We start from the raw sequence: 13,899 nt of genomic DNA, 5'->3' as shown, positions 1-13,899 counted from the left end.
GGCTTACCTATTTCTCACCATCAGATGCCGCTCCCAATCATAGGCCGACTGAACGATTTCATTGAGATCATCATGCTTGGGCACCCAGCCGAGGAGCGAGCGCACCTTCTCGCCAGTCGCGGTGATCGAGGCCGGATCACCCGGCCGGCGCGGGCCTTCCTCGGCCAGAAAATCGACACCCGACACGGCTTTGACCGTATCGACCACCTGGCGCACCGAATAGCCCTGCCCATAGGCGCAATTGAGCGTGGTGCTGTCGCCACCGCCACGCAAATGCTTGAGCAGCAGCGCATGGGCCGCGATCAGGTCGGTGACGTGGATATAGTCGCGCACGCAGGTGCCATCCGGCGTTTCGTAATCGGTGCCGAAAATATCCATCTTGGCGCGCTGGCCCAACGCCGTCTGGCACGCCACCTTGATCAGGTGGGTGGCCAAAGGCGTTGATTGCCCGCTGCGCTTGCCCGGATCGGCGCCGGCCACATTGAAATAGCGCAGCACGCCATAGGTCATGGGGTGCGCTGCCGCCACGTCGGATAGCATCCATTCTGTCATCAGCTTGGAGCGGCCATAAGGCGACATCGGGTTGAGCGGAGTGGTCTCCACCACGGGCGCCAGACCGGTCATGCCATAGACGGCAGCGGTCGAGGAGAAAATGAAATGCTTGACCCCGCCCTTGACGGCCGCTTCGATCAGATTGCGAGAAGTGGCAGTATTATTGCCGTAATATTTTAGCGGATCGGCAACCGATTCGGGGACCACAATGGAGCCGGCAAAATGCACGATCTCGGTGATCCTGTGGGTTTCGATCAGCTTCAGCACGAAGTCGATATCGCCGGCATTGCCCTGGACGAATTTGGCCCTGCCATCGATCGCCCAGTCGAAACCGGTGACCAGATTGTCCAGCACCACCACGTCTTCCCCGGCGTCGGTGAGGTTGAGCACCATATGGCTGCCGATATAGCCAGCGCCGCCCGTAACCAGTACCGTCATACCGTAACTCCTGTCTTGAGAACGCAATTTTGCCCTGATGATATACTGCATGTCTTGAGATAGCTTTACCCCTGCCACTCAAATGGAGTTCCCGATTTGCCAAAGCGCGTAAGAACGGCCGTGTTTCCTGTCGCAGGCCTCGGCACCCGGTTCCTGCCGGCCACCAAGGCAATGCCCAAGGAAATGTTGACGGTAGTGGACCGCCCACTGATCCAGTATGCGGTCGATGAGGCACGCGAGGCTGGTATCGAGCACTTCGTCTTCGTCACCGGCCGCAACAAGGGCGTCATCGAGGACCATTTCGATCGCCAGTTCGAGCTGGAGACCACGCTCGAGGTTCGCGGTAAAAACAATGCGCTCAGTGAGTTGCGCAAGGACCTGCCCTCGGCCGGCCGCACCAGCTTCACCCGCCAGCAAGAGCCTTTGGGCCTGGGCCACGCCGTGTGGTGCGCTCGTGATATCGTGGGCGACAATCCCTTCGCCCTGCTGCTGCCCGACATGCTGTTCAAGGGCGAGCCGGGCGTGCTGCGCCAGATGATGGATGCCTATGAAGAAACCGGCGGCAATGTCATCGCCGTCGAGGAAGTACCGCCGGCCGAAGTTTCCTCCTATGGCGTGATCGCCCGGGGCGAAGGCGAGGACAATGGCTTCCGCGTCACCGGCATGGTGGAAAAGCCCAAGGTAGAAGAGGCCCCGTCCAACCTCATCATTTCGGGCCGTTACATCCTGCAGCCCGAGGTGTTCTCGCTGCTGGCCGACCAGCCCAAGGGCGCCGGCGGGGAAATCCAGCTTACCGATGCCATGCAGACCCTGATGCATACCCAGCCCTTCACCGGCGTCAAATATCAGGGCAAGAGCTTTGACTGCGGCTCCAAGATCGGCTTTCTGACCGCCAATGTGGTTTATGCGCTGGACCGCAACGACATCCGCGACGGCTTCCTCAAGGAATTGCAGAAGCTCGATCTGGGCGCTCATTTCTAGGCAGACTGGCCCGGTCTCACGACCGGGCCGCCGCCAAATCCCCAGGCACATCCCTGCGACAAATCAGCGCGAGACGGTCAGCCCGACCATGATGCGGTGGCTGTCTTCGACGCCCTCCGTGGTGCTGTCGCTATGGGAAAAATCGTAATCGGCCGACACCGTCGTATGCGGGCCGAGCTGATAATCGGCACCCAGGCCATAGCCGTTGCCATCTTTGGTCTCGGGACTGCCCTCGTAACGCGTCGTGCTCCAATCGGCGGAGGCGCGGAGCGCCAGCCAGGAATTGACCGCATAACCGATTTCGCCGCTTGCTGCATAGCGCACCGCGGTGGTGCCAGCTGACGTAGGACCGGGCGGCTCGACGCTGGTCGATAGCGTACCGGTCGCGCTCCAGCGCTCGTCGGGGGTGAAGGTGACGCTGGCGTTGTAGAGATGAGTGACCACCTCGCCCAGGCTCGCCTCGTCGAAGCGGCGCAGGTTGAGACCGGTCGAGGCCGTGGCCTGCCAGACGCTGCTCCAGCGCCCGGTGACGCCGGCCTCGATACTGGCTTCATTGGCATCGGTCTTGAGCAGCAGGACCGAGGAAGGATGGTCGAACATGTCCCGGCCCAGACCCGCACGGCCGAAGACTTCAAAGATCGGCGTCACCTGGAAGCCCAGCCGCAAGCCGGAATCCAGCGCCCAGACGGCGCGATCGGCATTGTCGATCACGCTGCCATCCACGAGGCCGGTTTCCCCATAGACGCTGCGCTGCACGGCCCCGGTCACGCCCAGATTGAAGCGGCCGAACTTGCGGGTCACGCCCAGCTCGACGCCGCCGGAAATGCGCTGTGGCGGGTCGGCGATATTGCTGGCGACGCCCGGCATACCGGGCAGGTCCTGCGTGAGGGAGAAATTGGCATCGGCCGAGGCAAGGGTTTCCCGATCAAGCGCGTAATCGCCCGACAGGTTGAGCCGCAAGGCGGTAACATCGATCTGCCCGTCATCGGGCCGGGTCACTTCGGCTTCCGCATCGAGGCCAATGGCCGAGCGGGAGCCCACATGGTTCAGCGTTACGCTGGGGACCAGCCGCGTGTCGAAGCGCTCTCGTTCGGCGCTCTGGGTATAGGTGCCACGCAGCGCCACCGACCAATCGACGTCGAAGAATGGATCATAGGGCTCGGGAACGCCGCTGCCATCGGCCAATACCGGGCCGGCAGCGGGATAGATATCCGGCAACAGCCGCTGATTGTCGGTGCCGGAGCCGTCCCCAGCGGGACGCTCGGAACCGGCCATGGCCGGCTCGACAAGGCAGGCAAGGCCAAGCGCAAAAGCGCCGGCCCATTGTCCCGATTGCCGTATGCGCCAGGGCAAGGTCCGCTCCGCCAGCTGAAATCAGCCCGCGACGATGAAATCCGGGCCTTACCCAATCCTTTCATCTTATGGTTAACGAAAGTTTGCTGCCGCCCTTAGGAAATGGGCTCGACCTTGAGCACGGCGCCATCGCTGCCGACAATCCGTACCCGGGTCCCCACGGGCAGGTCCGGTCCGGCGACGCGCCACACCGAATCGCCCAACACGATCCGCCCGAAGCCGCCCGCAATGGGCTGCTCCAGCACGGCTTCCTGGCCGGTATAGCGATCGGCCCGGCGGTTGAGATAGGGGCTGTCATTAGCCGTTTCGCGACCACGGCTCCAGCGGGTCCACAGGAAGATCGTCACCAGCGACAACGCCCCGAAGATCAGCCATTGCAGCGGCCAGCCGATCGGCTGGAACAGGGTGAGCAGGCCCACAATCAGCCCAGACACCCCCATCCACAGCAGAAACCCGCCGGGCACGACCAGCTCAAGCGCCAGCAGGATCAGCCCGGCAACGATCCAGGACCAGGGGCCATAGTCGGCAATGAACTGCACGACCTGCATCTAAGCCTCCTATTGCGAGGAACCCGTCGACGGCGGGCGGCTCGGTCGCGCCGCCGCCGGAGCGCCGCCGCCAAAAGTCTCCTTGGCGATTTCGGCAATGCCGCCAATCGCCCCGATCACGCTGGAGGCTTCCACCGGCAGCATCAGGATTTTCTGGTTGGGCGAAGTGGCGATGGCTTCGAGCGCCTTGATGTAATTATTGGCCACGAAATAGTTGATGGCCTGCACATTGCCCCCGGCAATGGCGTCGCTCACCATCTGGGTTGCCCGCGCTTCAGCCTCGGCCGAACGCTCGCGCGCCTCGGCGTCGCGGAACGCGGCTTCCTTGCGGCCCTCCGCTTCCAGAACCTGCGCCTGCTTGGCGCCTTCGGCCTGCAGGATCGCCGATTGGCGGCGCCCTTCGGCTTCAAGGATCGCCGCACGCTTTTCGCGCTCGGCCTTCATCTGCCGACCCATGGAATCCACCAGATCCTTGGGGGGATCGATGTCCTTGATTTCGATACGGGTGATCTTGATGCCCCAGGGCGACACGGCCGTATCGACCACGCGCAGCAGGCGCTCATTGATTTCGTCGCGATGGCTGAGCAGCTCATCAAGGTCCATCGAGCCCATCACCGTACGGATATTGGTCATGGTGAGGTTGAGAATGGCGTTTTCGAGCCCCGAGATTTCGTAGGCGGCGGCAGCCGCGTCCAGAATCTGGTAGAAGGTCACGCCATTGGCCGTGATCGAGGCATTGTCACGGGTGATGACTTCCTGGTGGGGAACGTCGAGCACCTGCTCCATCACATTGATCTTTTTGCCCACCGTATCGATGAACGGCACGATCAGATTGAGGCCGGGCCTGAGGGTGCGGGTATATTTGCCGAACCGCTCGATGGTGTAATTAAAACCCTGCGGCACCGTCTTGGCCCCGGCAAACAAGACCAGCAGCGCCAGAATGCCCAGGCCGATCAGCGTGATGCTGAGCCCATCCAGCGCAAAGCCGTTGGTGATTTCCATCAGCGATTCTCCCTTATTCTTCATGGCGGCGACATTATGCAGGCGCGCCCCTTTGGGCAATCTGTTCCGGCAGGGCTCATGGCATGGGCGTATTCAGTCGCCGGTCGACAGTTAGCGTCACCGCGATGACCACAAAGGCAAAGATGACCATGCCCAGCGCCAGCACGTGGGCGTTGCCCCATTGCAGCCGCTCGACATAGTCGTAGAGCGCAATAGCGATCACCTTGGTCTGGCCCGGAATATTGCCGCCGATCATCAGCACGACGCCGAATTCGCCCACCGTATGGGCAAAGGTCATCACCGCGCCGGTAATGTAGCCCGGCCGCGCCAGCGGCAGCACTACGCGCCAGAAGCGTTGCCCATTGCTGGCCCCCAGGCTCGATGCGGCTTCCAGCGGCTCATTGCCGATGGCGGCAAAGGCGTTGCGCAGCGGCTGGATCATGAAGGGCAGGGAATAAAAGAATGAGCCGATGACGAGGCCCGTAAACGAAAAAGCCAGCGTGCGCCCGCCCCAGAGCCCAGCAATCCAGCCGCCCGGCCCATTGGGCCCGAGCGCCAGGAGCAGATAAAACCCGAGCACGGTCGGCGGCAGCACCAGCGGCATGGACACCACCGCCCCCACCAGTTCGCGATACCGGCTCTGGCTGCGCGCCAGCCACCAGGCAATCGGGGTGCCCGCCAATAGCAGGATGAGCGTATTGATGGCCGCTAGGCTCAGCGTCAGGCTGACGGGCTGCCAGATTTCGGCAAGGCTCATCCTGTCGGCTCCGTTTATTCGACGGTGTAGCCTGCGGCTTTTATCACGGCCACGGCCTTGTCGCTCTTGAGGAAATCAATGAACGCCGTCGCTGCCGGATTGGCTTCGCCGGTCTTGAGCAGTACTGCGTCCTGCCGGATCGGCTCATAAAGCTCGGCCTGCACGATCCACACGCCTTGCTTGCCCACTACCTGGCTGGCGGCGACAAAGCCCAGTTCCGCATTGCCGCTTACGACAAATTGCAGCGTCTGGCTGATATTCTCGCCGGTCACGATCTTGGGCTGCACGGCATCATAAATCCCCAGCGCCGTCAGCGCTTCCACCGCCGCACGGCCATAGGGCGCAGCCTCGGGATCGGCGATGGCGAGCTTGTCAAACGGTCCTTTGAGCGCGGCTTCCCCGTCGGTCACGTCGATCGAGGTCGAATAGAGCGCCAGCGTGCCGATGGCATAGGTGAAGACCGTGCCATCCACGCCGAACCCATCCGCTACCACCTTGGTGGGCCGCTCATCATCGGCCGCCAGCAGGATTTCGAACGGGGCGCCCTGGGTGATCTGCGTATAAAGCTGCCCGGTTGCCCCGAAGCTGAGCACCAGATCATGCCCGGTCTCGGCCTTGAACAGCGCCGCCAGTTCCTCGGCAACCTTGGTGAAATTAGCGGCGACAGCCACGCTGGCACTGTCGGCGTAAGCCGCCGTGGTGGCCAGCAATCCGGCCAGAAGTGTGCCCAGGAAAACGCGTTTCATCGACAGCTCCGATATGTTCTAAAAACCATATCGGTTTTGGCAAAGCCAAGGCCTGCCCGCAAGCGTTATTTCCGCGGCGCCATATCGAGCATGGCGCGCAGCGCCACGACATTGCCGGCAATCGCCGCCCGCGTCCGCTCCTGCATCTGGCGATAATGCCCCAGCACGGCCCGTCCGGCCTGGGTCAATTGCGCCCCGCCCTGCGTCGCCCCGCCGCGGCTGGATTCGACAAGCACAATGCCAAAGCCCTCATTGAGCGCCTGCACCAGCCCCCAGGCCCGCTTATAGCTCATCCCCATAGCCTTGCCGGCCGCCGAGATGGACCCGGTGCTGCCTATCAGTTCCAAGAGATCCGCCCGGCCCGGCCCCAGATAGGCCGTTTCGCTGAGTGTGACGCGCAGATGGCTGAGGCCGTCTTCGGGCACGTCGGCCATGGGTCTACCCCCGCAGCGCGGCAGCCTCACGCGCCAGCGCTTCAATCCGCGCAAAATCATTGGCCGCCAGCGCATCACCCGGCATGATCCAGCTGCCGCCGACGCAGATCACGTTGGACAGGCCGAGGTAAATCTTGGCCTTGGCGGGATCGATGCCGCCCGTGGGGCAGAAGGTGATATCGGGCAGGGGCGAGGCAAAAGCCTTGAGCACCGGGGCGCCGCCATTGGCTTCGGCCGGGAAGAATTTGAGGAAGCTATAGCCGCGCTCGGCCGCCGTCATGGCTTCGCTGGGCGTGGCAATGCCGGGGAGCAGGGGAATGCCGATATCGTCGGCGGCGTCGAGAATGCGTGGGGAAATCCCCGGCGACACCATGAAGCGGCACCCGGCATCAACCGATTGCTTCATATGGGTGGCATTGCGCACCGTGCCCGAGCCGACAATGGCGCCGGTCACCTTGGCCATTTCTTCCATCACCTTGAGCGCATTGGGGGTGCGCAGGGTGACTTCCAATATCGGCAACCCGCCTGCCACCAGGGCTTCGGCTAAGGGCCGCGCCTGGGACACGTCATCAAGAATGATCACCGGCACGACCGGCGCCAGCGACAGGATGGAACGGATGGCGGACGCGTCTTGCGGCATGGCTCGGCCTCTCGAGGGGAACGTTGAGGAACGGTTAGGCGCATGGAAAAATTCCCGCAACCCCGTTCATTGAAAAGCCGTCAAATAATCCCTAGGTTCCGCCCCACCATTGGGAGGCCAGTATGGTTCAGACGATCAACGCTACAACGCCGCTGGACGAAGCGCGCGCCATTCTGGCCCAGAATTTCGATCTCAAGTTTTCCAAAGCCATCGAGCAGGCCACGGAAAGCGTGTTTGATCGCGTCAAGGACAAGATCCCCGCCATTGAATGGCCCTTCTATGCCCCGCTGATTTTCGAGATCAACCGGCTCAAGAAGGAAAAGGATGCGGTCATTCTGGCGCATAATTACCAGACCCCGCAAATCTATCACGGCGTCGCCGACATCGTGGGCGATAGCCTGCAATTGGCCATTGAAGCCACCAAGGTGACCCAATCGGTCATCGTGCAATGCGGCGTGCACTTCATGGCCGAGACCTCAAAGCTGCTCAACCCGAGCAAGACCGTGCTGATCCCCGATAGCCGCGCCGGCTGCTCGCTCGCCTCCTCCATCACCGTCGAGGATGTCATGGCCATGCGCGCCATGTATCCCGGCGTGCCGGTGGTGACCTATGTCAACACCTCCGCCGCCGTAAAAGCGGTGACCGATGTGTGCTGCACCTCGTCGAACGCGCTCGACATCGTCAATCGCGTCGAGGGCGACACGGTGATCATGATCCCCGATCAGTATCTGGCGCAGAACACCGCCAAAAAGACGCATAAGAAAATCATCACCTGGGCCGGCGCCTGCGAAGTGCACGAAACCTTCACCGCCGATGACATTGCCGAATTGCGCCACGCCTATCCCACGGCCAAGATCATCGCCCATCCCGAATGTCCGCCCGAAGTGATCGACGCGGTGGACTTTGCCGGCTCCACCGCCGCCATGATCGATTGGGTCAAGACCGAACGCCCGGCCCGCGTCGTCATGGTCACCGAATGCTCGATGTCGGATAATGTGGCCAGCGAAACCACCGGCGTCGATTTCCTGCGCGGCTGCAATATCTGCCCGCATATGAAGCGGATTAACCTCGAAAACGTGCTCTGGTCGCTCCACACCATGACCGAAGAAGTCACTGTTCCTCTCGACATCATTCCCCCAGCGCGGCTGGCGGTGGAACGCATGATCGAGATGAGCCGGAAAGGCGACTAAGCGCCGAGCACGCTGCGCCGATGGAACGCCAGATGGGCGGGGCTCGGCTGGAACAGGGGCTCGACAGGCACCACGAGGCGCCCGCTGGTGTGCAGGCGGATGGCGAGCGCGCGGGGCAAGGCATCGGGGTTGGGGACGACGACGGCGTAATCGTCTTCGACGAGAAACAGTCCGTCCCGGAAAGCGCGGGCCGCGTGTTCTTCGAGGGCCAGGTAGTTGTTGATCTGCAGCGGCCCGCCGGCATCGCGCGGACGGATGGCGATGACTTCGAGATGGGGGTGAATGAGACCGATATCGGGCTGGAATTGCTCGCCAGTCAATGCGCAGCGGTAGCTATACGCGGTCAGCACCAGCCGATAGACAGATTCATAGGCATCCAGAGACGGAGCAGCGGCAAAACCCTGCTGGGCGAATTCACCGAACGCATTTTCCTTATCCGAACTTGCCATCTGTCGCGGTCCCAGCCCTGCTACGGACCTGACCTTAGGCAAAAATACGTATCTTGAGAACAGGGCGGAGCCCGGCATGACCACCTTCGACAACACGCTTAACGCCGATGGCGCGCTCATCGTCGGCGCCGGTCTTGCGGGTCTGTTCACCGCACTCAAGCTGGCCCCCCGGCCGGTGACTGTGCTCTCGCCCAAGCCACTTGGCACCGGGGCCTCCTCGGCCTGGGCACAAGGGGGTGTCGCGGCCGCCGTCGGTAAGGGCGACAGTTCGCACGCCCATGCGGTCGATACCGAAATGGCCGGCGCCGGCATTGTCGACCATGGCACGGCCGAAAGCGTCACCGCGGAAGCCGCCGCGCGCATCGAGGATCTAGCCCGCTGGGGCACGCCCTTTGACCGCGATGATTTCGGCAATTTCGCCTTGGGCCGCGAAGCCGCGCACTCGGCCAATCGCATCGTCAAGGTCGAGGGCGACCGCGCCGGCTGGGCCATCATGCAGGCGCTGATTGCCGAAGTGCGCCGCACCCCCTCGATCCGCGTCGTCGAAGGCATTACCGCGCTGAGCCTGGCGCGGGACAATGGCCGCATTGTCGGCGTCTTCTGCCGCAAGCTGGGCGACCGCTATTCCGAGCCCGTCTTCATCCGTGCCCGTGCCACCATCCTCGCCGCTGGGGGGCTGGGCGGGCTCTATGCCGTCACCACCAATCCGCCGGGCGTGCGTGGCCACGCCATGGGCATGGCGGCTCGCGCGGGGGCATTGATCGCCGACGCCGAATTCGTGCAATTCCACCCCACCGCCATCGCCACCGGCGCCGATCCGGCCCCATTGGCCACCGAGGCTTTGCGTGGGGAAGGGGCAATCCTGGTCAATGATCTGGGCGAGCGCTTCATGCCCGCCATCCATCCTGATGCGGAACTCGCCCCGCGCGACATCGTCGCCCGCGCCAATTTCCGGCAGATTCAAGCGGGCCGAAAGGTGTTCCTTGACACCCGCAAAGTGCTGGGCGAGGCCATCCTCACCCGTTTCCCCACCGTGGCCAAATATTGCCTCGATGCCGGCATCGATCCGGTCGCGGGCATGATCCCGGTGACGCCCGCGGCGCATTTCCACATGGGCGGCGTCAAGGTTGATGAACGCGGCCGCTCCTCGCTGCCGGGCCTGTGGGTCTGTGGCGAAGCCAGCTGCACGGGCCTGCATGGCGCCAATCGCCTAGCGTCCAATTCCCTGCTCGAAGCCACCGTCTATGGCGCCCGCATTGCCGAGGATATTGGCGGGCTCGAACCCGTCCGCTCGCTCGCCCCGTTCAAGGGCATCGAATGGGATGAAGCCGAAGGCGAAAAGGCCGAACAGGTGCTGCGCAACCTGCCTGCCGTGCAGCAATTGCGCCATATCATGACAGATCTGGTTGGAGTCGAGCGCAATGCCGAGGGCCTCAAACAGGCTCTGCGCGCCATCGCCACGCTCGAGGCCAATGCCGAGCACGTCACCCGCGCCTATCTCAACATGACCACCTCGGCCACCATGGTCGCCGCTGCCGCCCTCAAGCGCACCGAAAGCCGGGGCGGTCATTTCCGCACCGACTATCCCCAGACCAATGAAAGCTGGGAGCACCACACCACGATGACGCTGGAAGAGGCGCTGGAAATCCGGTCCGGCGCTTAGGACCAATCGACATTCAACTGATGCTGGCCTGCAAATGGAGGTTTTCCGCGCTTCCGGTGCTCACGTACCCAAAAGTACGCTGCGCTCCGGTTCTCGAACACCACCATATTCGCTGGCGCGGACCTTCGGTTCGGCTCAACCTGAGTGAATGTCGATTGGTCCTAGGCCGGCAGTCCCGAACGCAAAAAAGCGCGGCCCTTGCGGACCGCGCTTTTTCTCGTCTCGGGAGGAGGCGATTAGTTGACGGACTTGTCCTCAATGGAGGCGGCGGCGCCGTTGATCGCGATCTGGCGCGGCTTTTTGCTTTCGGGCAATTCGCGCTTCAGTTCGAGATGGAGCAGGCCGTTTTCGAGCGTGGCGCCCTGAACCTCGACATAATCGGCCAGCTGGAAGCGCAGCTCGAAGGCGCGCTCGGCAATGCCGCGATGGAGGAATTCACGGGCCTTCTCGGCGCTCTCCTGGGGCTTGGCGCCCTTGACCACGAGGCTGTTCTCCTTGGTTTCGATGGCGATGTCGCCATTGGAGAAACCGGCCACGGCGATGGAGATGCGATAGGCATCTTCGCCGGTGCGCTCGATATTGTAGGGCGGGTAGGTCTTGGTTTCCTGGCCGCTCAGGGTATCGAGGCGGTTGAACAGACGGTCAAAGCCGACCGTGGAACGGTAGAAGGGGGAAAAATCGATGGTCTGCATGTCACATTCTCCTGTGAGCAACGTGGATCTCCCGGTGGTCTGCACAAGCGTCCCCAGCATTAGGCGAACGCATGATCGGCAGGTCGGGGCCCCCGGATTTCCGGCGGGCCAACAAGATGTAGGGAGAGGGCGAAATGGTTCAAGAGCCCCGAAGCTGAATGAATTATGAACCGAAAATGAACGGGCCCGTCCGGTTTGGTTCAGGCAGGGGGGCGTAAAGCTTATCTCGTGTTCAGGAGACATCTTGGATACGCCCCGCGGTCCATCATCCGCCCCCCGCATGGACCGCACCTAAAAAAAGAGACCAGCGTCCCCCACCAGGCCGCTGGTCTTCTTTTTTTCTGGGTGCCTTTCTGCTTTTGACGGCCTGCCCGGCTCCTGCTGCGATATCGCAAACGGAGGTTTCCGCCTGCGCGGGAATGACATTGTGGGTTAGCAATGACGGTCGGATAATGCGGAAATGCCCCGTGGCGGGCATAACGCTTCCCATACCAATTTTCGGATAGGGTAGAGCCGGTACCCAGACCGAAAAGCGACGTTTTCTCCATGACCATTACTGTCGATCCCGATGGACCCGAGCTGGTCAATATTGCGTCCAATCCGGTGCCCGAGGGGGTGCGGGCGGGGTATTTTGCCACTGAGGACAAGGTGCGGCTGCGTTATGCGATCTGGCCCAAGGGGCAGGGCGCGCCGCGGGGCACGATTTGTCTGGTGCAGGGGCGGGCCGAATTCATCGAAAAGTATTTCGAGACGGTTGCGGATTTCCGCAAGCGGGGCTTTGCCGTGGCGACCTTCGATTGGCGCGGGCAGGGTGGCTCGGAGCGGCTGATCGGCAATCGGGGCCTGGGTTATGTCGACCGGTTCGATGATTACTGGACCGACCTCAAGAGCTTTCATGGGCAGATTCTGCTGCCCGATTGCCCGCCGCCCTATTATCTGGTGGGCCATTCCATGGGCGGGCTGGTGTGCCTCAATGCCGGCACGCGCGACCGCATGATGTTCGAGCGCATGTTCCTGTCGGCGCCCATGCTGGCGCTGGACAACCAGCCACTGAGCATGGCGGGCATGGCGCGGCTGACCGAGACGCTGAGCTTTGTGGGCCTTGGGCGGCTGCCGGTGCGGCGCCGGGCGGACAGGCCGGCAAGCGAACTGACCTTTCCGGGTAATCCGCTGACCTCAGACATGCTGCGCTATATGCGGATGATCGACGCGCTCAAGGCGCAGCCGGGGTTGGAGACCGGATCGCCCACCATTCGCTGGGCGGCGGCGGCCATGGGGGCGATGGCGAAGGCGGGCCGGGACGATTTTCCGGGGCAGATCAAAATCCCGGTCCTGATGCTGGCGGCAGCGCGGGACGAAGTGGTGTCAACGGCCGCAATTGAGCGGTTGGGGCTGCGCATGCGCACGGGCCACCATCTGCTGGTGGGCGGTGCGCGGCACGAATTGTTCATGGAAAACGACACGATCCGCGGGCAGGTTCTGGCCGCGTTCGACGCCTTCATCACGGATTTGACGGTTTAGGTTTCGGCCGTTGGCATCAGGCTGGACGAGGTCGTGCCCCTCAGGCCGCGTTGATCAATTCCAGCGCTTTTTTCAGAAGCTCGGGAGTGGCGGCTGCCACCACGTCGCCGCCGCCGGTGGGTTCGCTGCCGTCCCAGCAGGCGATGGCGCCGCCGGCTTGCCGGATGATGGGAATGAGGGCTGCGATGTCATAGGTGTTGAGGGAGGGCTCGATGACGAGGTCCGCGTGGCCGGCGGCGAGCAGGGCATAGCCGTAGCAATCCATGCCGAAGCGTTGCAGGCGGGTGGCTGATTCCATGGCCTGCCATTTGGGCCAGTGTTCGCCGAGGAACAGGTTCGGCGTGGTGGTGAAAACACGAGATTGGGCCAGTTCGGTCTGGCCGCTGGTGCGGATGGGCTGGGCTGCGCCGGCGCGGCGATAGGTGGCGCGGCCGGGCACGGCGAGGAAGGTTTCGCCAATGAAGGGTTGGCTCATCAGGCCGGCAATGGCGACGCCATTATGGGCAAAGCCGATCAGCGTGCCCCAGACGGGGGCGCCGGAAATGAAGGAACGGGTGCCATCGACCGGGTCGATGATCCAGCAATATTCGCTGTTGCCCGAGGTGCCCCATTCTTCCCCGATAATGGCGTGATCGGGGAATGCCTCGGCGATGACGGCGCGGATGGCGGTTTCGGCTGATTTGTCGGCCTCGGTGACGGGGTCGAAGCCTTGGCTGAGCTTATTGTCCACGGCCAGCGATGTGCGGAATAGCGGCAGCGTGCATGTCGCGGCGGCGTCGGCGGCGGCGAGCAGGGTGGCTTCGATTTTAGCGAGGTCGAGGGGCATGGATGGGTCCGGGGCGCGACCCCGTGGTTCGACAAGCTCACCATGAGGTCTACTGAGGGATTGGGGGCGGTGGTAGCACGGTGGGGGTGAAAAGAGGAAGCAAACGG

The 13,899-nt window shown here is 62.8% G+C and carries 15 protein-coding genes; 4 read left to right on the top strand and 11 right to left on the bottom strand.

Translation table 11 applies throughout. The annotated features are described in order from the left end of the window. Window positions 1-3 precede the first annotated feature (3 nt). A complete protein-coding gene (gene galE, locus ACI3KW_RS19890) occupies window positions 4-990 on the bottom strand; it encodes a UDP-glucose 4-epimerase GalE (protein ID WP_404849533.1) in 987 nt (328 codons plus the stop codon). 96 nt (window positions 991-1,086) lie between these two features. On the opposite strand from galE, the gene galU reads away from it, so the two are divergent. After that, window positions 1,087-1,971 (top strand): UTP--glucose-1-phosphate uridylyltransferase GalU, encoded by an 885-nt coding sequence (gene galU / locus ACI3KW_RS19885; protein WP_404849532.1) that lies wholly within the window; start codon window positions 1,087-1,089, stop codon window positions 1,969-1,971. A 63-nt stretch (window positions 1,972-2,034) separates the two neighbouring features. Here galU and ACI3KW_RS19880 read toward each other — a convergent pair whose 3' ends face one another. The 7 genes from ACI3KW_RS19880 to eda form a co-directional block, all read right to left on the bottom strand. Then, window positions 2,035-3,324, bottom strand: a complete 1,290-nt coding sequence (locus ACI3KW_RS19880) for an outer membrane beta-barrel protein (protein ID WP_404849531.1) — start codon at window positions 3,322-3,324, stop codon at window positions 2,035-2,037. Window positions 3,325-3,419: 95 nt separating this feature from the next. After that, a complete protein-coding gene (locus ACI3KW_RS19875; RefSeq protein ID WP_404849530.1) occupies window positions 3,420-3,872 on the bottom strand; it encodes an NfeD family protein in 453 nt (150 codons plus the stop codon). A gap of 9 nt (window positions 3,873-3,881) precedes the next feature. Then, the gene (locus tag ACI3KW_RS19870; protein ID WP_404849529.1) at window positions 3,882-4,874 is read right to left on the bottom strand and encodes an SPFH domain-containing protein; all 993 of its coding nucleotides are present in this window, start codon (window positions 4,872-4,874) and stop codon (window positions 3,882-3,884) included. Between the two features lie 76 nt (window positions 4,875-4,950). Then, window positions 4,951-5,631: a molybdate ABC transporter permease subunit gene (gene modB / locus ACI3KW_RS19865; protein WP_404849528.1), complete on the bottom strand. Its 681-nt coding sequence runs from the start codon at window positions 5,629-5,631 to the stop codon at window positions 4,951-4,953. 14 nt (window positions 5,632-5,645) lie between these two features. Continuing rightward, entirely contained in the window at window positions 5,646-6,377 is a 732-nt protein-coding gene (gene modA, locus ACI3KW_RS19860; RefSeq protein ID WP_404849527.1) for a molybdate ABC transporter substrate-binding protein, read from the bottom strand. Window positions 6,378-6,442: 65 nt separating this feature from the next. After that, window positions 6,443-6,811 (bottom strand): winged helix-turn-helix domain-containing protein, encoded by a 369-nt coding sequence (locus ACI3KW_RS19855; RefSeq protein ID WP_404849526.1) that lies wholly within the window; start codon window positions 6,809-6,811, stop codon window positions 6,443-6,445. 4 nt (window positions 6,812-6,815) lie between these two features. Further along, window positions 6,816-7,451, bottom strand: a complete 636-nt coding sequence (eda, locus tag ACI3KW_RS19850; protein WP_113123687.1) for a bifunctional 4-hydroxy-2-oxoglutarate aldolase/2-dehydro-3-deoxy-phosphogluconate aldolase — start codon at window positions 7,449-7,451, stop codon at window positions 6,816-6,818. A 122-nt stretch (window positions 7,452-7,573) separates the two neighbouring features. Here eda and nadA point away from each other — a divergent pair, with 122 nt between their 5' ends. After that, complete coding sequence (nadA, locus tag ACI3KW_RS19845; protein WP_404849525.1) at window positions 7,574-8,641, top strand: quinolinate synthase NadA; 1,068 nt, start codon at window positions 7,574-7,576, stop codon at window positions 8,639-8,641. On the opposite strand, the gene ACI3KW_RS19840 is transcribed toward nadA, so the two are convergent. Then, complete coding sequence (locus ACI3KW_RS19840; protein WP_404849524.1) at window positions 8,638-9,090, bottom strand: hypothetical protein; 453 nt, start codon at window positions 9,088-9,090, stop codon at window positions 8,638-8,640. The genes nadA and ACI3KW_RS19840 overlap by 4 nt on opposite strands. Before the next feature lie 76 nt (window positions 9,091-9,166). Here ACI3KW_RS19840 and ACI3KW_RS19835 point away from each other — a divergent pair, with 76 nt between their 5' ends. Then, a complete protein-coding gene (locus ACI3KW_RS19835; RefSeq protein WP_404849523.1) occupies window positions 9,167-10,753 on the top strand; it encodes an L-aspartate oxidase in 1,587 nt (528 codons plus the stop codon). A 236-nt stretch (window positions 10,754-10,989) separates the two neighbouring features. On the opposite strand, the gene ACI3KW_RS19830 is transcribed toward ACI3KW_RS19835, so the two are convergent. Continuing rightward, complete coding sequence (locus tag ACI3KW_RS19830; RefSeq protein WP_113123691.1) at window positions 10,990-11,445, bottom strand: Hsp20 family protein; 456 nt, start codon at window positions 11,443-11,445, stop codon at window positions 10,990-10,992. 546 nt (window positions 11,446-11,991) lie between these two features. Here ACI3KW_RS19830 and ACI3KW_RS19825 point away from each other — a divergent pair. Continuing rightward, window positions 11,992-12,966, top strand: coding sequence for an alpha/beta fold hydrolase (locus ACI3KW_RS19825; RefSeq protein ID WP_404849522.1), 975 nt, complete (start codon window positions 11,992-11,994; stop codon window positions 12,964-12,966). 40 nt (window positions 12,967-13,006) lie between these two features. On the opposite strand, the gene hisN is transcribed toward ACI3KW_RS19825, so the two are convergent. Next, complete coding sequence (gene hisN / locus ACI3KW_RS19820) at window positions 13,007-13,792, bottom strand: histidinol-phosphatase (protein WP_404849521.1); 786 nt, start codon at window positions 13,790-13,792, stop codon at window positions 13,007-13,009. Window positions 13,793-13,899: the final 107 nt, after the last annotated feature.

The organism is Devosia sp. ZW T5_3, assembly GCF_044987315.1.
Classification (GTDB): Bacteria; Pseudomonadota; Alphaproteobacteria; order Rhizobiales; family Devosiaceae; genus Devosia.
The sequence above is the reverse complement of the archived record's forward strand: the minus strand, read 5'-3'. Positions and strand labels throughout refer to the sequence as shown.

What these genes read in the sequence shown, in the direction of transcription:
- galE (WP_404849533.1), bottom strand. Translation starts at nt 990, where the DNA reads ATGACGGTACTGGTTACGGGCGGCGCTGGCTATATCGGCAGCCATATG.
- hisN (WP_404849521.1), bottom strand. Translation starts at nt 13,792, where the DNA reads ATGCCCCTCGACCTCGCTAAAATCGAAGCCACCCTGCTCGCCGCCGCC.
- modB (WP_404849528.1), bottom strand. Translation starts at nt 5,631, where the DNA reads ATGAGCCTTGCCGAAATCTGGCAGCCCGTCAGCCTGACGCTGAGCCTA.
- eda (WP_113123687.1), bottom strand. Translation starts at nt 7,451, where the DNA reads ATGCCGCAAGACGCGTCCGCCATCCGTTCCATCCTGTCGCTGGCGCCG.
- ACI3KW_RS19875 (WP_404849530.1), bottom strand. Translation starts at nt 3,872, where the DNA reads ATGCAGGTCGTGCAGTTCATTGCCGACTATGGCCCCTGGTCCTGGATC.
- modA (WP_404849527.1), bottom strand. Translation starts at nt 6,377, where the DNA reads ATGAAACGCGTTTTCCTGGGCACACTTCTGGCCGGATTGCTGGCCACC.
- ACI3KW_RS19870 (WP_404849529.1), bottom strand. Translation starts at nt 4,874, where the DNA reads ATGGAAATCACCAACGGCTTTGCGCTGGATGGGCTCAGCATCACGCTG.
- ACI3KW_RS19830 (WP_113123691.1), bottom strand. Translation starts at nt 11,445, where the DNA reads ATGCAGACCATCGATTTTTCCCCCTTCTACCGTTCCACGGTCGGCTTT.
- nadA (WP_404849525.1), top strand. Translation starts at nt 7,574, where the DNA reads ATGGTTCAGACGATCAACGCTACAACGCCGCTGGACGAAGCGCGCGCC.
- ACI3KW_RS19825 (WP_404849522.1), top strand. Translation starts at nt 11,992, where the DNA reads ATGACCATTACTGTCGATCCCGATGGACCCGAGCTGGTCAATATTGCG.
- ACI3KW_RS19840 (WP_404849524.1), bottom strand. Translation starts at nt 9,090, where the DNA reads ATGGCAAGTTCGGATAAGGAAAATGCGTTCGGTGAATTCGCCCAGCAG.
- ACI3KW_RS19835 (WP_404849523.1), top strand. Translation starts at nt 9,167, where the DNA reads ATGACCACCTTCGACAACACGCTTAACGCCGATGGCGCGCTCATCGTC.
- ACI3KW_RS19855 (WP_404849526.1), bottom strand. Translation starts at nt 6,811, where the DNA reads ATGGCCGACGTGCCCGAAGACGGCCTCAGCCATCTGCGCGTCACACTC.